Annotated in this window: 21 protein-coding genes; 16 read left to right on the top strand and 5 right to left on the bottom strand. The window is 38.1% G+C overall.

Annotated elements, in window-relative coordinates; all coding sequences use genetic code 11:
• Positions 1 to 54: 54 nt before the first annotated feature.
• On the bottom strand, positions 55 to 489 hold the full coding sequence (locus ACPUYX_RS14295; protein ID WP_426380297.1) for a putative immunity protein: 435 nt from the start codon (positions 487 to 489) through the stop codon (positions 55 to 57).
• 448 nt (positions 490 to 937) lie between these two features.
• On the opposite strand from ACPUYX_RS14295, the gene ACPUYX_RS14300 reads away from it, so the two are divergent.
• The 6 genes from ACPUYX_RS14300 to ACPUYX_RS14325 all read left to right on the top strand — a co-directional run bounded on the left by ACPUYX_RS14300 (position 938) and on the right by ACPUYX_RS14325 (position 5,414).
• Positions 938 to 1,729, top strand: a complete 792-nt coding sequence (locus ACPUYX_RS14300; protein WP_426380298.1) for a lipid II flippase Amj family protein — start codon at positions 938 to 940, stop codon at positions 1,727 to 1,729.
• A 265-nt stretch (positions 1,730 to 1,994) separates the two neighbouring features.
• Positions 1,995 to 2,366: a DUF3796 domain-containing protein gene (locus tag ACPUYX_RS14305; RefSeq protein ID WP_426380299.1), complete on the top strand. Its 372-nt coding sequence runs from the start codon at positions 1,995 to 1,997 to the stop codon at positions 2,364 to 2,366.
• A 14-nt stretch (positions 2,367 to 2,380) separates the two neighbouring features.
• A complete protein-coding gene (locus tag ACPUYX_RS14310) occupies positions 2,381 to 2,581 on the top strand; it encodes a helix-turn-helix transcriptional regulator (RefSeq protein WP_088225130.1) in 201 nt (66 codons plus the stop codon).
• Positions 2,582 to 2,877: 296 nt separating this feature from the next.
• Positions 2,878 to 3,111 (top strand): TolC family protein, encoded by a 234-nt coding sequence (locus ACPUYX_RS14315; RefSeq protein WP_426380300.1) that lies wholly within the window; start codon positions 2,878 to 2,880, stop codon positions 3,109 to 3,111.
• 101 nt (positions 3,112 to 3,212) lie between these two features.
• Positions 3,213 to 4,343: a vancomycin resistance histidine kinase VanS gene (gene vanS / locus ACPUYX_RS14320; protein ID WP_426380301.1), complete on the top strand. Its 1,131-nt coding sequence runs from the start codon at positions 3,213 to 3,215 to the stop codon at positions 4,341 to 4,343.
• A 93-nt stretch (positions 4,344 to 4,436) separates the two neighbouring features.
• Complete coding sequence (locus ACPUYX_RS14325) at positions 4,437 to 5,414, top strand: D-alanyl-D-alanine carboxypeptidase family protein (RefSeq protein ID WP_426380302.1); 978 nt, start codon at positions 4,437 to 4,439, stop codon at positions 5,412 to 5,414.
• 190 nt (positions 5,415 to 5,604) lie between these two features.
• On the opposite strand, the gene ACPUYX_RS14330 is transcribed toward ACPUYX_RS14325, so the two are convergent.
• A complete protein-coding gene (locus ACPUYX_RS14330; RefSeq protein ID WP_426380303.1) occupies positions 5,605 to 6,795 on the bottom strand; it encodes an MFS transporter in 1,191 nt (396 codons plus the stop codon).
• Between the two features lie 576 nt (positions 6,796 to 7,371).
• Between ACPUYX_RS14330 and ACPUYX_RS14335 the strand changes: the two genes are divergently transcribed.
• The 9 genes from ACPUYX_RS14335 to ACPUYX_RS14375 all read left to right on the top strand — a co-directional run bounded on the left by ACPUYX_RS14335 (position 7,372) and on the right by ACPUYX_RS14375 (position 15,941).
• The gene (locus ACPUYX_RS14335; RefSeq protein WP_426380304.1) at positions 7,372 to 8,847 is read left to right on the top strand and encodes a long-chain-fatty-acid--CoA ligase; all 1,476 of its coding nucleotides are present in this window, start codon (positions 7,372 to 7,374) and stop codon (positions 8,845 to 8,847) included.
• A 489-nt stretch (positions 8,848 to 9,336) separates the two neighbouring features.
• Positions 9,337 to 9,798 (top strand): helix-turn-helix transcriptional regulator, encoded by a 462-nt coding sequence (locus ACPUYX_RS14340; RefSeq protein ID WP_426380305.1) that lies wholly within the window; start codon positions 9,337 to 9,339, stop codon positions 9,796 to 9,798.
• A complete protein-coding gene (locus ACPUYX_RS14345; protein ID WP_426380306.1) occupies positions 9,785 to 10,480 on the top strand; it encodes an alpha/beta hydrolase in 696 nt (231 codons plus the stop codon). The genes ACPUYX_RS14340 and ACPUYX_RS14345 overlap by 14 nt, the downstream gene beginning before the upstream one ends.
• A 325-nt stretch (positions 10,481 to 10,805) precedes the next feature.
• Complete coding sequence (locus tag ACPUYX_RS14350; protein WP_426380307.1) at positions 10,806 to 11,354, top strand: helix-turn-helix domain-containing protein; 549 nt, start codon at positions 10,806 to 10,808, stop codon at positions 11,352 to 11,354.
• Between the two features lie 117 nt (positions 11,355 to 11,471).
• Positions 11,472 to 12,278, top strand: coding sequence for a class I SAM-dependent methyltransferase (locus ACPUYX_RS14355; protein ID WP_426380308.1), 807 nt, complete (start codon positions 11,472 to 11,474; stop codon positions 12,276 to 12,278).
• Between the two features lie 65 nt (positions 12,279 to 12,343).
• A complete protein-coding gene (locus ACPUYX_RS14360; RefSeq protein ID WP_426380309.1) occupies positions 12,344 to 13,099 on the top strand; it encodes a class I SAM-dependent methyltransferase in 756 nt (251 codons plus the stop codon).
• Between the two features lie 381 nt (positions 13,100 to 13,480).
• On the top strand, positions 13,481 to 14,083 hold the full coding sequence (locus tag ACPUYX_RS14365; RefSeq protein ID WP_426380310.1) for a pentapeptide repeat-containing protein: 603 nt from the start codon (positions 13,481 to 13,483) through the stop codon (positions 14,081 to 14,083).
• A gap of 244 nt (positions 14,084 to 14,327) precedes the next feature.
• Positions 14,328 to 14,801, top strand: a complete 474-nt coding sequence (locus ACPUYX_RS14370; protein WP_426380311.1) for a C-GCAxxG-C-C family protein — start codon at positions 14,328 to 14,330, stop codon at positions 14,799 to 14,801.
• Positions 14,802 to 14,813: 12 nt separating this feature from the next.
• Positions 14,814 to 15,941, top strand: coding sequence for a sodium/glutamate symporter (locus ACPUYX_RS14375; protein ID WP_426380312.1), 1,128 nt, complete (start codon positions 14,814 to 14,816; stop codon positions 15,939 to 15,941).
• A gap of 232 nt (positions 15,942 to 16,173) precedes the next feature.
• Here ACPUYX_RS14375 and ACPUYX_RS14380 read toward each other — a convergent pair whose 3' ends face one another.
• Entirely contained in the window at positions 16,174 to 16,440 is a 267-nt protein-coding gene (locus tag ACPUYX_RS14380; RefSeq protein ID WP_426380313.1) for a hypothetical protein, read from the bottom strand.
• Between the two features lie 180 nt (positions 16,441 to 16,620).
• Here ACPUYX_RS14380 and ACPUYX_RS14385 point away from each other — a divergent pair, with 180 nt between their 5' ends.
• Positions 16,621 to 17,217 carry a DUF421 domain-containing protein gene (locus ACPUYX_RS14385; RefSeq protein ID WP_426380314.1) on the top strand — a complete coding sequence of 199 codons (597 nt, stop codon included), beginning with the start codon at positions 16,621 to 16,623 and terminating at the stop codon, positions 17,215 to 17,217.
• A 106-nt stretch (positions 17,218 to 17,323) separates the two neighbouring features.
• Here ACPUYX_RS14385 and ACPUYX_RS14390 read toward each other — a convergent pair whose 3' ends face one another.
• Positions 17,324 to 18,316: a DUF3231 family protein gene (locus tag ACPUYX_RS14390; protein WP_426380315.1), complete on the bottom strand. Its 993-nt coding sequence runs from the start codon at positions 18,314 to 18,316 to the stop codon at positions 17,324 to 17,326.
• 56 nt (positions 18,317 to 18,372) lie between these two features.
• Entirely contained in the window at positions 18,373 to 19,605 is a 1,233-nt protein-coding gene (locus ACPUYX_RS14395; protein ID WP_426380316.1) for an MFS transporter, read from the bottom strand.
• Between the last annotated feature and the right edge of the window lie 283 nt (positions 19,606 to 19,888).

Raw genomic sequence — 19,888 nt, forward strand, 5'->3', positions numbered from 1 at the left:
ACATCTTTCTACACCACGAAACAATATAAGAAAAATGCGAAATAAAGATTAAGCTCATTGTTTTAACTTTTTTCTTAATACTCTTTCCTTATTAGGTCTGGTGTCATCCAATAAGAAGTCAGTCCAATCAAATCCAAGTTTATCTGTATTTTCTTGCCAGTAAAATAGGCGGTCAGAATAATAGATTATCTTTTCGCTGACTGGTTTTGGAAAGTTATCTTTTCCGTATTTTAAGACTAGTGCCGTTAATTCATAGATAGGTAACCCCAAAGCGTGTGTTTCTACATGCACGGTGGCTCCAGCATGACCAATAGCGTGGCACAAAGCACCATATTCGGTATCATCAATCTCTTTCGCTACTGCATGCGAATCTAAAATTGCCCGTTTTGCTGTTGGCATTTTAATTTTACCCCTTGCCCAAGCCTCGCAAAGTTCTAAACAGGTTCTTGGTCTGCGTTCATCGGGATACTTGGCTTCACATTGTACCAAAGGCAGTGTTGCACAGTTGCGGATGCCCTGGATATTCTTTTAAAAGCACAGCAGGAGGGAGAAGCGCAATTCATAAATGGAGAGCCGGTTCCTGAGCTCAAACTCATAACCATTCAGGATGAAAACCGTGATTCTGAATAGGGAAAGAAGATAGGCTTCTGCTCAGGGGACTTCATTTTGTATTTCTGGATTAAAAATGGCTAGCGATTTCCATTTTAGTGTAATTTGAGATATAATTAGCAAAAGTACCGGAGAGGAGACCCCGGTCAGTAAATCGAGTTATGTTACATAGAACTTTACCAAGCTGATTTTTGATCAACATGAGACTGACAAGAATGTTGGTCTTTTATTTTTAGTGGTTCTGGGGGAAGTGCTTCTGATTGACTTCAAGGAGAGGGAATTACCAGTATTTTTTGCTAAAGAAAGAATTATACGTGAAGGAGACGTTATGAGTATTCAAATCATCCTGGTCTTTGTGCTTAATTTTCTAATATCCATTATTGGAACCCTGGCATACTCCGTCCGCTTGGTGGGGATTCGGACGGGTAAGATCGCCGTATCGTTTGCTCTTTTCAATATCCTGATGCTGGTCTCAAGGATTGCGGTTACTTTTCAGGTTCCCATTCTCACTAAATATGTGGAAAGAGCTTCGGGAAGCGGCGATTTATTAGCCCTTTTTAATGCCATCATTCTAATTTCTGGTGTGGCGACGGTTTTTGGAGCCTTGTTGATTCCCACCTTTCAAAGAATTCTCTGTAAGGGAGTAGAGGCTTTTTCTGCAGACAGGTCATTGTCGAAATTGATTTTACACAGCTTTTCCAAGGCCGGGATTCACTATATGAAAGAATGTGTTTCCGTGCCGGGGAAAGAACATGTTAAACAGCTAAGTTATGGAAGATTGCCCAAGAGAATCATTGTCGCCAATGTGGCGGCGGTTGCGTTGATTACGATTGGGTCCCTGGCTCCCATTTACGCGGGAGCTATTGAACCAGATTTGAGAGCGACCTGCATTACCTTATCCTCGATTGTGAATGGGATTGCCACCATCTTAATGACAATTTTGATTGATCCCAAATTATCCATCATGACGGACGATGTCATTGACGGGAAATGTACGGAGGAAGACTTCAGGTTATGTGTCATTGGCTTAGTGGGGAGCAAAACCCTGGGAACTTTTGCGGCAGTCTTTTTACTGATTCCCTTCTCTTATCTGATTGTGATCGCAGCCAATATTATCTAGACAACTTTTGACGTATGATCCCGCGCTTGGTGTACTGTCTGCCATCAAGCCGGTAAGCTATATTTTATTTGAATGCTCCGGGTTAAAATGAGCTACTTGATGTATTCCGTGAAGGTAGAAAAATGCGAAAGAAAGATTAATTCAATAACTTTTAGCTAGGCTATAAAATAATCTGATGTTTATTTACGATATGTATTGACGGCCTGCTCCCATAGTGATATATTTGTCACAAAGTTACAAATATATCACTATGGGAGGTTTTATTATGAAGATTAAGAGTGCATCTCCAAGATCTATTAAATATGCGTGGCTTTTTGGCTTTTTTGGATTTCAAGGTTTCACATATTTTAAAACGGGTAACCCGTTATCGCTATTTTGGTTTAGTTTTTTCGGTTTTTTTGCTTATTACTTTATAGCAAAAATGGCTGGCGAAATGCAGGATGAGCGTTATTTTGAAAACAGCAAAAACGCAAAGCTGAAAACTGCTGCCATTCCTTTAGTCACTTTGTTTATTATTGGTTTTTGTTCGGGATTTCCTTTTGTTACAAAAGAACTAATTATTTTAACTTGTGCTTTTGGATGGGCGGTTACGCTTATATCTTATGCCTTTCTTTTTTGGTATTATGATAAACATTAAAGGGGGTGAGTTTCATCGAAAAGTTTACTTGTAATTTAAAGAAATATCGTCAACTCATTGAGTTGACTCAAGATGAACTTGCCCAATTAGTTGGAGTACGGAGAGAAACTATCATTAGACTGGAAGCAGGCAAGTACAATCCATCACTTAAATTAGCCATTGATATTTCACGAGTTGTAAAAACACCAATTGAGGAGATTTTTATTTTTGAGTAGTGTTACGTTTTCTAAGGTTACACCGATTGATCAGTTCACTAACCTGGTGAAATTAAAAATATAGCCCTCATAAGGAAAACTTAAGAAATTAATAAGAAATTATTTAAAGAAAGCCTATCCCTCTTCGGTAGAATGAAGTTATCGAATCGGATAGGCTTTTATAATTTCAGAAAGGGGGCCCCGGAGATGTTGGTGATACTGTAGAGCCGAGTGAACTCCTGGCGGAATTAGATACCGGTAACCTGCAGGCTGACCTGATAGAGGCCCGGGCAAATCTCGATAGCCAGAATGCCAACTTGGAGTCTCTAAAAAAGGGCGCCACCAAGGAAGACTTAGAAAAGTCCCAGGCCAGTGTAAGCATGGCCCAGGCTAGCTATGATAATGCCAAAGCTTCTCTCGGCAGAAGTCAGACTCTTTATCAGTCCGGGGCGGAAGCTCAGTCAGATTTAGACCAGGCCAAGCTGGATTTTGCCAATGCAGAGGCCAAATTAAAACAGGCCCAGGCAGACGGGATCCTATTGATGCCTTAAGATTTGAAAAATAATGAGTGTTTAATCAGGAAGAAGTGATAAACTAATGAGTATCACTATTTAGGTTGTCTATCAAAACGGTATGGGGAGTTGGCTATAAATTGAAAAGTAAGATAGATAAAAGAAGGAATGATTATACAAAATTAAAAAGAAAAGTATTTCTTCAAATGCTTCTGATTACAGTTGCCGCCGCTGTGACTGTTTATCTATTGCGCTCTATCCTGCGTGGACATGTCGGAGATCGTATCGTTCGATTATTAGTCAGCGCTTTTAGATTTGATAATTCGGACGCCCAGCAAATCTATCAGTTGGTGATACGCAACAATATGGATACGATCCTTTTTGTTGTAATCCTAATAGTTTTAGTTATATTACTTTTTCTATTTTCTGTTTCCTGGTTCACAAATTATTTCGATGAAGTCAGTGCTGGAATGGACAAGCTTGTTGCGGAATTCGATGCTGAAATTAAATTATCACCCGAATTGGATTTTATGGAAAATAAGCTTAATCAGTTAAAAAACAACTTGGAAAAACAAAAGAAAGCTGCGCTTGATGCCGAGCAGCGCAAAAACGATTTAGTCGTTTACTTGGCTCATGATATAAAGACACCTCTGACCTCCGTTATAGGGTACTTAAGTCTTCTGGATGAAGCTCCTGATATGCCTCCAGAACAGAAGGCAAAATATGTCGGTATTACCTTGGAAAAAGCTTATCGCTTAGAGCAGCTTATCAATGAGTTTTTTGAGATCACAAGGTTTAATCTTCAAACGATTGTTTTGAATAAAGAAAAAATCAAATTACAGTTCATGCTCCAGCAGATGGCCGATGAATTCTATCCAATGTTGACTCCACAAGGAAAACGAGTGTCAGTCAATGTGCCTGACGACCTCACTCTGTTGGGAGATGCTGACAAACTGGCTCGTGTGTTCAATAACATTTTGAAAAATGCGATAGCCTATAGTTATGATAACAACGTTATTGATATTTCTGTTAAACAGCAGGACAAAACTATTGTTATAACGTTTACTAATCAAGGAAATCCAATCCCGCAGGCAAAGCTTGAAACTATTTTCGAAAAATTTTACCGCTTAGATTCCGCTCGTTCCACAAACACCGGTGGAGCAGGGTTAGGCTTGGCGATCGCCCAAGAAATTGTCACGGCTCACGATGGAACAATCTCTGTGGAAAGCAACACAGAAAATACGACATTTACAGTAAAGCTTCCGTCATAAGAAAAACTTAAGAAGTTCATAAGATGGAATTCCAACATAGCACCTTGTTCTGTGGTTGAATAATATCAGCATAGAATAAGGAGCTGTTTTAATATGGTACGAAAAGTAAAAAAGAAAAAATCAGGAATGCGCAACATTGTATCATTTCTGTTGATGGTTGGAATTGCTGCTTTTGTTTATAAATCTATCATTATTCCTGGATACCCTCACATCTTTAAAGAAGAATATGACAATATAACCTCGTCCTATTCTTCTTTAAAGACAACACCCGATCCCTCTGCTTCTATATCCTTGGATAAACTGAACAGTCCTAATGCGATTCTGATCCGGTTAAATGATCATACCATCCTGATGCAGAAAAATAGTGAAGAAAAAATCTATCCTGCTTCTTTGACTAAAATGATGACAGCCATTATTGCAATAGAAAATTTACCTAATCTGAAGAAAGAAATCAAACTGACCAATTCTACGTTTCAAGGGCTGTACGGAGCAGATGCATCAATGGCCGGCTTTCTACCGGGTGAGCAAGTCAGAGCAATCGATCTGTTATACGGAGTAATGCTGCCGAGCGGTGCGGAGTGCTGTATTGGACTTGCTGATCAGATTGCGGGATCAGAACAGAATTTCGTAAACTTAATGAATCAAAAGGCTGCAGAACTTGGCATGAAAAATACCCATTTTGAAAATTCTACCGGACTTCACAACGAAAATCACTACACAACAGTCAAAGACCTGGCTATTCTTCTCAGTTATGCTTTACAAAATGATACTTTCCGGGAGATTTTTACTTCATCCCGTCATTCAACACCACCCACGAATAAGCACCCTCGGGGGATAACCTTTTACAGTACCACATTTGAAGAACTCAACAATCAAAATATTATTGGTGGGGAAATCTTAGGAGGGAAAACCGGATATACCGATGAAGCCGGTCTATGTCTTGCGAGTCTCGCCAAAGTAGGTAACCAGGAATATATTCTGATTTCAGCTGGCGCGAAAGGAGATCACCAAACGGAACAGTATAATATTACCGATGCCTTAGCCGTATACAACAGTATTGGAAAACGATAAGGTTTTATAGGAGTTTGTTAAGATTTGAAGAATTATATCAAGCGGTTAGTAAAAATAACGGCAGAATTGAATTAGTTGATACCCTTGTCAAGAAATCGCTCAAAAATTAAGGCCTTGAGATACGATAAATCTTACGTAACTCAAGGCTTATTAATTATCTATAGGTATGTACTTTCTGGCCAAATATGTTTTATTTCGCTTTAATGGCGGGATCAACCTCAATCTTAATTCTGCGTGAAAGTATAAAGTTGAGGAACGCGATAACGGCTGCACCCATAAATACAGCTTGATATCCAAAAGCCGACCACAAAAGCCCGCCAAAAACGGGAATCATCATTGAAGCGATGTGCTGCAGGCTCACACCTGTCGATAGCGTTGGGGTTACGTCAGCAAGATCAACGGCAATCTTCCGTAAATAAGTTGACCGCGCCATTTCGACTGCAGCCATGGAATTGTCGATGACATAGCAGCCGGCGATAATCACCGCAGCGATGCCAACGGGAAAAATATCGGCAGAGAACGCATATCCAAGACAGATGGCGAACAATAAAGCGGCCTCCAAAGTCAGAACGAATCGCTCGCCCCGGACGTCTATCAGTCTGCCAATCATCTTACGTGTGCCGATACTCACCAAGGCAACAATCATTCCTAGGATGGCAAACATCTGGGGCTGCACACCGAACACTTTAATCAGCACCCATGGCGCAAACGTCAGAAAAATCTGCGCCCGTGCACCGCTAACGCCGGCCAGTACATAGTAGAGCATATAGCGTCTGCGAAAAACAAATCTTACTTTCCTGGCTTTTGGTTCACCTTTCTTCATCAGCCCCACCGCTAAAGCTGCGAACACATAGAAAACGGCACCTACGATAAAGGCAATGTGATAAGTCATATGCAGGAAGTGAAAGCTCAGGAAGACAAAAACATAGGCAGCAATACTGCCGAACAGGCCGAAAGCGCTAACCGTTCCAAGCCTGGCGCCGAAAGAATTCTGCTTGGACAGGGACATGCCGATGGATGGCGTGACGGGCATAACCATGTGTGTGCCGAGGCTGTACATCATCATCCAGATAATCATAACCGCAAAGGTCGGCGACAATAGGCCGAGTCCAAGCATCCCTAATCCTGCCGCTGTCATACCGAGCATAGCAATTCGCACATCACCGCAAAAACTTAAAACCGCCAGAATTAGCATGATAAAGAACCCCGGGGCTTCCCGCGGTACTTCAAGGAAACCTCTGACATTCTCGGATAGCCGGAATATATCATTTAAATAGTTGTTGAATATCGATGTATTAATGCCTGCACCGATCCCGGCGAACAACCCTGCCAGTAAAAATAGGTTAAAGTCCCGATCACCGTCAATATGTTTACTTTCCATTAAGCCGAACCCTTTCAAACTATATGATGTATTTTTTATCGCTTTTGACATAAACTGCAAGTGCATTATAGCACATGAAAATGCCTCTTTCAATGAGCTGCCTATGCCCCAGGTTTATTAACTCAATTTGATGACAAAGTGGTAAGAAAAAACGCATTAAGTAATGCAGCAGTTTGACTAATGCCAGGGGGATAGGATCAGCTCTGTTCATACAATAAGTTTAGTTTAGACGATATACCTTGCCAAAGAATTCCCGAGCATTTCCTTCACCGACATATTTTTTTCTAAACTGAAAAATCGAGAACCCGAGGCACGTTGATGTTACTTCATTGTAAGTTTTTTTTTGGAAAATCTGTTTCCGTGAACGCAGCCTACGGAGACAGTCATACTGCTGAAGAAGAAATGAAAATGAATAAGATTATTTTTCTTAAGCAAGGAAGATGGTAAAGTTTAAAAACAAAAAAGTCATTTACCTATTTCGTTTTAATACGAAGCGATATATAGTATAATACGATTGCTATTTTTGTTATTTTTTTATTAAATCGATCAAGTTCCTAATGTTTTATGGAGGGCATTATGGTAGGAAAAATTTATAAGAAAGAATATAATCCCAATTCTATCGCAATAAAATTTAAGGGAAATAGTATCACATATGAACAGCTTGATAAAAAAGTTAATCAGTATTCAAGTCAATTATTGAAACTGGGAGTCAAGGCAGAAGAAAGAGTACTACTGAGTTGTCCGAACTCACCTGAATATATCTATTCCTATTTAAGTGTTGTAAAAAATGGAGCAATTATTGTTCCAATGAATATACAGCTTACCATGGATGAAATAACATATTTGGTTAACGATTCTGGAGCTAGTTTTATGATTATACACCCTGCAATTCTTCAAACAATAAAGCGAAGCAAAGAATCGCTCCAAGAGCTTTTGAACATTAAGATTATTGTTCTGAATGAGGAGTTTCAGAGAACTATTTCTGAAATCTTGGTTGAAGCAGTTGAGAATTTTACAGATGAGAATGCCGTATCCACGTTATTATATACCTCCGGTACTACAGGAAACCCAAAGGCCGCAATGCTTACCCATAAAAATCTAGTTACAAATGCTGAACAGTCACGGATTGCGTTTGGTGGGACTGTAAATGATAATTATTTGTGCGTACTTCCGATGTTCCACGTTTTTGGATTTACAGTCTGTGTTCTTAACCCTTTATGGAGCGGTGCAACAGTTACGATATTAGAAAAGTTTCATCCCAAAGAAGTCATAGAATCTTTATTAAATGATGAAGTTACTGTTTTTGCGGGAGTTCCAACGATGTATGTATTATTGTTAGAGGCCTGCAAGAATAACGTTACTTTCCCTAAACTTCGCTTAGCAATTTCCGGGGGAGCAGCACTGCCTGTGGAAGTACTGAGACAGGCCAAAGATATCCTGAAGCTCCCAGTTGTTGAGGGATACGGTTTGACAGAAGCGTCTCCTGTAGTAAGCTTCAATCCTTTGGATGGAATACAGAAGGCAGGCTCTATAGGTCTGCCGCTTAGTGGTGTTGAATGCAAGATTGTTGATGATAGCGATATGGAACTACCGGCTGGTGATGTCGGTGAACTGATAACCATTGGTGACAATGTCATGTTAGGATACTTCAATAAGGAGAAAGAAACAGAAGAGGCATTGAAGAATGGTTGGCTGCATACCGGGGACCTTGCGAAGAAAGATGAAGATGGATATATTTTTATCGTAGACAGGAAAAAAGATTTGATCATTGCTGGTGGCTTGAATGTATATCCTAGGGAAGTTGAGGAAGTTATATATCACTATTCGAAGGTGAAAGAGGCCGCGGTTGTCGGAATTACGGACAAATTGCGAGGCGAGTCTGTGAAAGCTTTTATTGTTCTTAAAGATAATGAAGAATGTACTTCTAAGGAAGTATTTGGATATTTAAAAGAACATCTTGCCAGTTATAAAATACCTCGAAAAATCGAATTTGTATCTGAGCTTCCTAAAAACAGCTCAGGTAAAATACTGAAAAGAATGCTTAAAATGTAGTGATAAGTAAGGATAAAATATGTTCCCTCAAACTGATTGTTTGGGGGAAATTTTTCTTATAGGGTCTTACTTTTACTCAGGACAAAACGAATACACGAAAAGTTTGAGGATTTGCATCCGTTTATCAAAAATGTTCTTGAATCTAATGATCTCTTGTATGATAACGAGCCCCTAGGTTTTTGGGGTCTACCTTTGCGAGACAATGGGAGGTTATATATAGGGATGAGATGTTCAAAACGATCGGGTGGTGACGTCACGGCACCACAAGTTCACCGTTTACTTTATAAAAACCCGCATTTATTGCATCGACCTCATCTGATCTTTCCAGGTGAAAACATAAGAGTAAGGTAAGTTATCATACGGCAAGTTCGTTTCCAGGTGTATTTCCTGCGTGGTGTGGAGTAGGGGATAAGGGAATCTAGGGGATATATTAATTATTGACCTCAACTCCCATATAGTGTAATATTACACTATATGGGAGTTGTTTAGATGACCAGAGATGAATTTGTAAAAAAACTGGACCAAAAACTAAAATTAGTTCGTACAGAGTTTGATTATTCACAGGATAAAATGGCAGAAGTTCTAGGTATGTCTAAAAAAACGCTCGTACAGATTGAAAAAGGCAGGTCGACACTTGGTTGGATGGGTGCAGTAACACTCTGCACGATTTTTGCAAAGAGTGAAATTCTATCTATAATGTTTGGCGGCCAGCCCAATGAAGTAATTATGGCGCTTGCCTTTGACAGTACTGAACGGGACTATCCTAAAACTCTTGGCGGTAAAGTATGGTGGGAAGAGATTGAAACTTCTTTTGGTTATAAGATACAAAAAAACCTAATCTCCCAGCATTATCGAATCCTCGACAGCCAGGAAAGGCGAATTTGTTCTTCCTTTGAATCTGGCAATATAAAAAAACGCTTTGAGGAGCTTGTTCGTAATGAAGAAACATAATACAGGATACCTCCTAATTCATGGTTTTTCAGGAAGCCGCCGTGAGATTGATTCTCTTGTTACTAAACTCAATGAATGTGGGTTGCCAACAGCGATTCCTCTGCTTGCAGGACATGAATCAACTCGAAAGGATCTAGCCAGATCTAAATATACTCATTGGATTCAATCTGTCTTGGATGCTTATGTTGATTTAGAAAAGCGATGCAATAATGTGGTAGTTATCGGATTTTCGATGGGGGGCTTGCTTGGGATTCAACTTTGCCAAGTACATAAGATCCAAGCTTTGGTGCTAATCAATACGCCGATATTTTATGGGAATACGAAACGAGTAATTCTCAATTTAAGATGTGATTTTAGATTTTATGTTAGGAAATATCTAAATTCAAGTGCCAATGTACCCCCTCTTCGAGCTATAATCCAATTTGTAATTTTACTTCATAAAACTAAATCACTCTTAGCAAACATTAAATGTACTTCAATGATCATTCAAACCCTTGACGATGACACAGTTAAGCCAAAGAGCGCAAATTATCTAAATTCTAGAATTGCCGGACCGAAGGTCTTAAAAACTTATCCTATTGGGGGACATGTCGTTTTTCAGAGTGAAACTGGTGATAAAATCAGTGCTGAGCTGTGTTGTTTTCTACAAGAACTAGAAAGGCAGAACTATAAACCCAATTAATACTTGAAAAAAGTAAAGTAAAATTACTTTGAACCCAAAATTACCTTAAGTTAGAAAGAAGCTGAATAGAATGAACAATATTAGCAATTGAGATTAACCATAGCATGTCTAATGCATACAAAACGGTATTAGATAAGTTTAAAGCCTTCCCTAAATTGCTGTTGTTAATAATATTTTATGGTAATTACTGTCTTAGTCAATTATCCTGTTCGTGATAATTTATTGACAGCGAGTTGACTAAAAGGATATAATGTTTCCACAAAGTAAACAATTGATAGATTCATATGAATCTTGATTTAGAGACATTTTAAGGATAGTGACAGATATGGAAGATTTGATTATTAGCAAACAACTAAAACAAGTTCGGCTGGAAAAACAGTTGACATTGGACGAATTAGCAAAGCGCACTGGTTTTACTAAAAGTCTATTGTCAAAAATCGAGAATAATAAGGTGTCGCCGCCACTCAGTACTTTGATGAGAATAACCCGTGCCCTTGATGTTTCCTTAAGTGAGCTTTTTAGAGCTGCTGAAGCGCGTCGCATTGAAATTGTGCGGGGGAATCAGAAAGCGCAAAGACCAAGCAGTACAGTTGACGGGCAAAGGATGGAAAGTCTCGTGCAGGGTTTTCCGCAGCAAAAATTTGAACCAATACTAGTTAGCATAGATAACCAAGCTAGTCATGAGATTAAGCTCTATGACCATCCGGGGCAAGAATTCATTTATGTTCTATCTGGTAAAATGAAGTATGTGTATGGAAATGAAGAATATTTCGTTGAAGCAGGAGATTCACTATACTTTTATGCTGATGTACCACATGGCGCTCTCCCGATGCAGGGGGAGAAGGTAACTTATATTTCGATTCTCAGTCTCTAATAATCTGATAAGTGGGAGTATTACTGTTCGGCAAGGGAAGTATACATTATTTTCACCTATTTTGTTTCCTGATAGTACACAAAGTTTCATAGTATGATATAACTTAGGAGGGATAAAATGTCTATAATTAATTTTAGTAAAGTAGCAAGTGTCTATGAAAAAACAGCTCTCGTACAAAAGTCAGCTTCCGAAGTTCTACTGGATCTATTGTCGATTAAAAATGGTGACGATGTTCTTGATGTGGGGTGTGGGCCAGGCAATGTCTCGATGGAGATAGCCAAGATGACAAAGGGACGAGTGGTTGGAATCGATGTAGCACCGGGAATGATTGAGGAAGCTTGCCGAAGAGGAACAGCATCTGGCAATATAACTTTTGCTGTGCGAGATGCTGCTGATTTTGAATTCATTTCTGAATTTGACGTAATTTTTTCTAATTCCGCTTTTCAATGGTTTAGAGATCCTGATGTTGTTATAAAACGATGTTTTAACGCCTTGAAGTTAGGTGGTCGCATGGGTATACAGGCACCTGCAACCAGAAATTTTTGTTCCAACTTTGTGGCAGCGGAGGAGAAGATTCGGAGCAGCCCAGTAACAAGTGGAGTATTTTCAGACTATAGAAGTCCTTGGCTCTTCTTGGAAAAGGCTGAGGACTATGCGCGACTGTTTGAACGTAATGGTTTTAGAGTCAGTTATAGTCAGATTGTGCAGGAAGAAACTCTTTACAGTGTAGACAAAGCATTTCGGATTTATCAATCTGGAGCAGAAAATGGATACTTAAACCAAGATTATTATCAGGTGCTGTTATCGTCGGATTATGTTGAGATGTTCAGAGAGCTTTTTAGAGAATCTCTCAGTGAGCAGGCTAGGGAAGATGGCATGGTGCCAATTGTGTTTAATCGCATTTATTTGGTTGCTCACAAGTGAGAGTAAGTTAACAAATATTTTTCAATATTTATGCCGCCAGTGTCAGCAGCAGAATGGAGGTTACTATGGATAATACGAATGAGGTTAAGAAAAACTTTGGGAAAAGAGCATGTGAATATCGATTGAGTTCTACCCACGGTAATCGGGAAGATTTGGATAGAATGATTAGGCTTATTGATCCTGATTTTGATGATGATGTATTGGATATCGCTACAGGAGGAGGCCATACTGCGATTGCTCTGGCTAAATTTGTAAAAAAAGTGGTTGCAATTGATATTACCCCGGAGATGTTAGCTGAAGCTAAAATAGCTTCAATTCAAAATGGTATAAATAATATAACTTTTAAGACAGAAAATGTACACAACCTAAATATTTCTGACTGTCAATTTGATATCGTTGCCTCGAGATTTGCAGTACATCATTTTTCCGATGTACGAAGTGCCCTTCGGGAAATGTGCAGAGTATTGAAGCATGGCGGTAAGTTATATATTCTTGATTGCTCTGTTGTTGATGGCGATGAATCTGAGAAAGAAATTAATCGTATTGAGTTATTAAGAGACAGTTCTCATCAGTATTCTTATTCACCGCGATTATGGAACCAGTTATTACGGGATTTGTCGCTGACAATAGTTCATGCATCGCTGCTTCAATCGCAGTACAAGTTACCAGTCTGGTTTGACAGGATGGAAACAAACCAAAGCAATAGAGAGGAGATCTTTAAGGTGCTTAATAATTTATCTAGTGAATGCAAAATCAATTATCCTTTTGGAAATGATTATATAACTACTTATCGTTATGAACTCTTAGCAACTAAGAACTAGCATATATAAGTACTGAGTTTATAAGTCACCACTTCTAAAAGAAGGTTCGTTTCGAAATGGGCAGGTAGACAGATTGGAATATTAACGGCGGAGCGTTTTGGCGTTTGATCCAGTTTTTAAGACCCCCACTTCTATAAGTGGGGGTGGGCCCTTCGTTAACTTCAGGAGGGGTAGAGTCCTCATTCGCCGCTAAGTATTCCTATTGGAAAAGGCGGCTCGGCAATAATGTCCACTGGACATTATTGTATCTGAAGCCCCGATGTTCAGCTTTAGCGTAAGCGAGTTCACTGAGGAGGTTTTTGATAATTTATGCAGGAAATATAGGATATCGGTGGAATTAGTATTTATCATTAAGGATATTAAGATATAAGAGGCAATTTTATGTTGGAAAAATCAATTTTAGATGCAAGGTTAAATGATAACTATATTAAGAATGTAAGTTTTGTAAATGATGTTCTTACAAATGTTGATATCTCAAGGGTCGAATTTGAGTCGGTACAGTTTGTCAAGTGTCAATTTATTAATTGCAATTTTTCACGTACTAGCTTTTATGATGCAGCCTTTATGAATTCCGATTTTTCAAATTGCATTTTTGAAGATAGCTATTGGAAGAAAGCGAAAATATCAGAATGTAAAGGCAGTGGAAGCAATTTCAACCAAAGTCATTTTAAAGAGGCAGTGTTATCTAATTCTTCATTCCGTTACGCAAATTGCACATTATCAGTATGGGAAAGCTGTTCAATTAGTGATTGTAACTTTCAAGAAGCATTTCTTTCAGAAGTGAAGTTCAAAAAGGTTAATCTCAAAGCAGTTGATTTTCAGAGAGCAGATTTCTTTAAAACTTCACTAAAAGGAATTGACCTTTCAGATTGTATAATCGGGGGTATTACGTTATCCGATACGTTCAGTGAACTCAAGGGTGCAAAGATTAACGCCTTGCAAGCAGTTGATATAGTACAAATTTTAGGGGTGAAAATTATATAACTTTACTTTAAGCAGTTGATTATTCCCATTCATGAACAAAATTCAATTTCTCCCATTCCTAAAAGATGGCCCTTATTATGGTAAAAATTTAAAACCTTTAATTTTGTCAAATAAAACTCTGTATCACGATAAAAGTGAAAACGGGGTTTTTTTGTTAAGAAGTGGTTGAGTTATCGTGATTGTAATAATATAATATAAAAGTGATTTGTATACATAATTAATTAATTATTATCGGAGGCAGTATATGGAAAGAGAAAAAGTTATTTATGATGCTAGGACAAAGGCGGAAGGTTACTTCCAGAGAGGCGAGTTTTTTTGTTCTGAATCTGTGATCCATACTCTCAATGAGTTGCTTGGCTGGCCTTTTGATCGTTCAATTACCAGATTGGCTTCAGGATTTCCGATCGGGATTGGAAAATCGGGTTGTGTTTGTGGAGCCATAAGTGGTGGCGTAATGGCATTAGGGATGGCTTACGGCAGAGATCATGGCAATGCAATGAATAGTAAAATGTTACCTATTGCTGCAGAGCTTCATGATCATATCAAAAAGTTATATAGAAGCACTTGCTGCCGAGTTATTACAAAAGATTTAGTCTTTGATTCGCCTGAACGCAAAGCTCACTGTGTGAAAATAACCGGAGAAGTTGCGGCTTGGATAACAGACAAATTGTTGGATGATGAAGAGCTAATCAATACAATTAAATCTATTAACATATAGGAGTTTAGTTTTATGAATTTTAGCTCGATACAAACGATAACAGTAGCAGGGCTTTTTTTGCTATTCGGTTATTACCTTCAGAGTAAGACAATTTGGTTAAGAAAATTGTACATCCCGGCTCCATTTATTGGAGGTATTTTAGCTTCTGTTCTCTTTCTCTGTTTAAAAAATATTGTACACGTTAAATGGAATTTGGATTATTCTATGCTTCCGGTGTTTGTAGCAGGATTCTTTGCTTCAATAGGTCTAAGAACAGATCGTGCTTTTTTAAAAAAGGGTTATAAAGGTCAATTCCTATTTTTAGGGATTGTTATTTTTGTGGCATTATTTCAGAACGTAGTCAGTTTATTGATTAGTAAGGCTGCAGGCTACAATCCATTTCAAACGGTCATATTTGGGTCAATGGGCCTGATGGGGGACGCTTCTGTTCTCCAGGGGGTTCCAAGTCTAATTTCAAAAGGGCATGCTTATCTTGGGTTGTTTAATGGTTATTCGCTGTTCGGAAATATTCTAGGTACGGTCTTTGGGAGTTGCTTTTTTGTTTTATTAAAGAAGCGAACCCAATTGGAATCGCCTAAAATGACACCAATCGAATTTAAGCCATACGAATTCTTACAACATCTTTTGATTTTTTTATTGACTATATGTCTGGGCTTACTTCCTACACAATTTGGGTTTGGTAAGTGGATTAATCCGGCAGGGGGTTCTTTTCTTGCAGGGCTTATTATACGACAAATGTTTGAATTAACGGGTAAATCTCCGATCCAATCACCGAAAGTAAATATAATTGGTAATTTTTCTTTATCCATGCTTTTAATCATTTCTTTCATGTCAATGGACCTAACCGCACTTGCGAAACTTAATGCTACCGCTATTTTAATTTTTGTCCTGCAGGCTTGTATACTGATGGTTTTCAGCTTTTATTTAGTCTTTCGTTTTTACAACAGAGACGCATTAGCCGCCTATGTAGCTTCGGGGTTAATTGGATTTAGTTTGGGAATGCCAGCAAGTACTATGTCAACCCTTCAATGTATTGGAGAACAGGAAGGGGCTATTCCAATAGTTTTATACATTGTTCCTCCAGTGGGTGCTTGGCTTATTACTGTGGTAAATCCATATATTATTAAGTTATTCCTTTAGTGTCTTTCAAGAAAAGGTTGTACCTAATTGCGTGTTATGAATTTTTATGAATTTAATCGACACATCAAATTAATTCTATCGTCTATTTAAAAACCGGCGCTAATGGACCATCACCGTCAAATTCCTTAGTAAGAGCAAGAGCCGCGCTAAACGATTGCTAATAACGGAAAATCGTTCCTGACCGGTAGGGGATTTGCTTTGTGAATTTGATGGGGTGGGTCCTACGTAAACTTTAGGTGGGGTAGAGTCCTCCTTCGCCGCTAAGTATTCCTATTGGGAGAGGCGGCTCGGCAATAATGTCGGACATTATTGTATCTGAAGCCTCCATGTTCAGCTTTAGCTGAACGAGTTCACTGAGGATATTCCAAAATAATTCCCGCTCTGAACAAGGTTCCTTGAGTAATAATAAAATGGATACAGGGTAAGATAAGAATATTGTATTCACTTGTTTTGCAATAGTCATCAGATCCCTAGGCAATACAAGTTTGCCTAAGTACATATTGTATCCCTTTAAAACATAATTTTTGAAATATTAAGAAATTGGACACAGAAAATGTTATACTTTCTTCTAACAATTAGTACTTTAATTACTTTCCTTATACTATTAATATTAGTACGTTTTATAGGGAGTACTCAGTTAACTCAGCTGACCCTTTTTAATTGGGTAGCAGGAGCTGCAATGGGAAATCTCGCGGCAAATATGATTGCATCACGAACTATTAAAGAATGGTTCTTTTCATGTTATACTCTTATTTTATTTTCAATTATTTCGGTCATTGCAGCAATATTATCTTTAAAGTTCCGTTTATTTCGCCGAATTACAAATGGTGAGCCTATTGTCCTTATTCATAAAGGAATTATGCTTAGAGAAAACTTAAGAAAAACAAAAGTCAATCTGGATATTCTTATGATGTTACTACGGGAAAAAGGTTATTTTTCTTATTCAGATATCGAATTTGCTATTTTAGAGACAACAGGGAAATTGAGCATTCTCCCTAAACAGGAAAACCAATCTGTCTCTAAAGTCGACCTTGTTGAGGGGCCAGATCTTTCACCAGAAGGGCAAGGCCCCTTTGTAGAAATCATTATTGATGGGGAAATAGATTATGATAAATTAAAAAGCACAAAACATGATGAAAGATGGTTACAAGTGCAACTAAATAAATTAGGAACTAATTCACTGGAGGATGTTTTTTATTTAGCAGTAAATTTACAAGGCGAAATTATTGCAGATTTGCATAGACGGGAGTCTAAGAAGGGAAGGGCTAATAGGTAGATCATGGATTGACTATTAAGAGCCTTCCCTCTCTTAATAGTCAATAAGAACTAGAAACAAGCGTTAAGTATTAAGCTTCTCGAAGTCAGGAACTAAGTCCGATGAGTCATTTATTAATTGATTGTGGAGGTCTTTCGAGCCAACCTTCTTTAATTGATAATTTCACACTATCCAAATAATAAAACTTTAAGTCATTTGAAATTTTGGAAATCTTCAATATCAAGTCATTTCTAAGGCATGAGGTCGATGCTTGCGCTATCATAGTAAAGCAAAACATACCTAAGCACATATTTACAAAGAATAACATTAATTTATCAGAAAATGGAGACGTTTCAATATCAGATATCTGATAATCACTCGACGATGATATTGGGATATTTTCTTCGTCAAGAACATGAGTTAATACATCCAATACTCTTTGAATCTCATCTCTACCTCTATTGAAATGTTGTGAGATGTGATGTGTTTTAGATATTTTACTAAAAACAACAAAAACCATTTTTGAAAACTGTGCTCGATCTATTATTTTAGATAAATTAGCAATTTCACCAACATTAATAGGTCTTTTATCACCGAAAATTCCCTTTAAAAAGTTCATTTTATCTACTAAATCAACTTCGTTGTCTATAGCAACTTTTGGGAAGCTCAAATAAACACCCTTCGATATCTTAATTTCTAAAATAATATTTTGCATCTCGATATTACGTTCTAAGCTAGTCTGAAAATATTCTCTGATATCATATCTTACACAATCAATTAATGCATTTGATAAAACACTAATCGAGAATAAAACTAAATCGTAACAGAAAAACAATATGAAATTATCCGAAAAAATCTTGGCGGCTTCTGTGCATACATCATCATCTGTAAAACCTAAGGGAACAGTAATATTTTCCTGAACTAGAATATTACTAATACATTCAATATCCTTCATTCGCTGATTCAGCATTTTTTGAACGATTTTTCTTAGTTCAAAATCTTCCGCAGTCTCTAAAAAATATTCTAGAAATCGAATTTCCATGCTATTTTTCATAAATGCGGTCCAAATGGCATTAATTTCATTGGCTGTTAAGGCATCTTTACATATTTCAGAACGCATAATCTCACTCCTTTGAACCTATTATTGCTCAAAGGGCATATTTTATTTAGGAAATCCTAGGCATTTGGCTGAATGGCAGATTTCTTTACCATGGTATTGATAACTATTAGCACAATCAGCAAAACTGAAATTGATCCACAGACTAAAACTCCAATACCGGCTCCCCATCTTTGTGAAATGCTCCCAACAAAAAGATTTCCAATGGGGGTAGTCCCTAAAAATGCAAACGAATAAACACTCATGACTCTGCCCCGGAATTCGTCGGCGGAATTAAACTGCATGGTTGAGTTTGCTGTAGTCATGAATAAAATGTTTGAAAACCCAATAAAGGCCAACATGACAGAAGCTAGAGGTAGAAGGTGGACAAAATATAGTAGTGTGAGAAAGGCAGATACGGCGAAAGCACTGCCGAAAAGCAGCCTCAACCTAGGCTTACCTTTAGCCCAAGAAGCTACTATTAGTGCTCCAATGAGTGAACCTGCACCACTGGAAGATAAGAGAAAACCATATCCGCCAACCCCTTGTTTAAGTACCTCTCCGGCAAACAAGGGGATAATCACGTTATAGTTCATTACAAAAGTACCGACTGAGAGCATACATAGGACAGCACTGCGCAGAAAGACTGAATGTCTGATATACATTAACCCTTCATAAATTTCGGTTAGTACTTTCTTAGGTGCTTTTTTAGCTTCAAAGGGTTTTGTTTTAATTAAGTTGATTGCAATTAGGACGGGAATAAAACTGATTCCATTGAGGATGAACAATGGGCCTGCTCCATATTTGTCCATTAACAAGGCAGCTATGGCTGGTCCAATCATTCTGGCGACATTAAAAATGGACGAGTTAAGTCCAATTGCACTTCTTAGATCTTTTTTTTCTACTAATTCCGGCATGAAAGATTGACGCGTAGGTTGATCAAGAGTGTTTACGAGTCCAAGGAAGATAGCCAAAATAAAAATATGCCAATAGGTTACATGTCCGGACAAGACCAGAATAGCCAGAATGAACGCAAGGATCATCAGGCATGCTTGTGTAAATAGGAGTATTTGTTTTTTAGGGTAACGGTCGATAATGACTCCGGCAAATAGTGAAAAAAACATGACTGGTCCAAATTGTGCCACTCCGAGCAGACCTAATAACAGTGCAGATTTGGTCAAAGTATATGCCAGCCATTGTTGGCCAGTCGTATCCATCCAAGTGCCAATTAAAGAAATGCATTGGCCAAGCCAAAAGTAACGGAAATTTCGTTGAGTTAATGCAGGGTATGTCTTCTTGAGTTTTGCTAACACGTTTAACCACTCATTTCATCCAATTTCAGATTCCTCTTTCCTCTATCATCCGTTCAATATCATAGGCTCACGAGGGTTTTTGCCGGACAAATTTAAGGGGAATAAGCTCGATATTAAGGAGCATAATAGACACCTCTAAATACCATTATCAATACTACTATTATATGTAGTAGTATTGATAATGGTATTTTATTTAATAATATTATGTTTGTCAATTTTAAAGTTTGATTGCAGGAAGTGCTAGGTCACCCTTTAAGGCAAATCAAAATTGCCTTGTAAATAA

The organism is Desulfosporosinus sp. SYSU MS00001 (genome assembly GCF_049943955.1).
GTDB lineage: Bacteria > Bacillota > Desulfitobacteriia > Desulfitobacteriales > Desulfitobacteriaceae > Desulfosporosinus.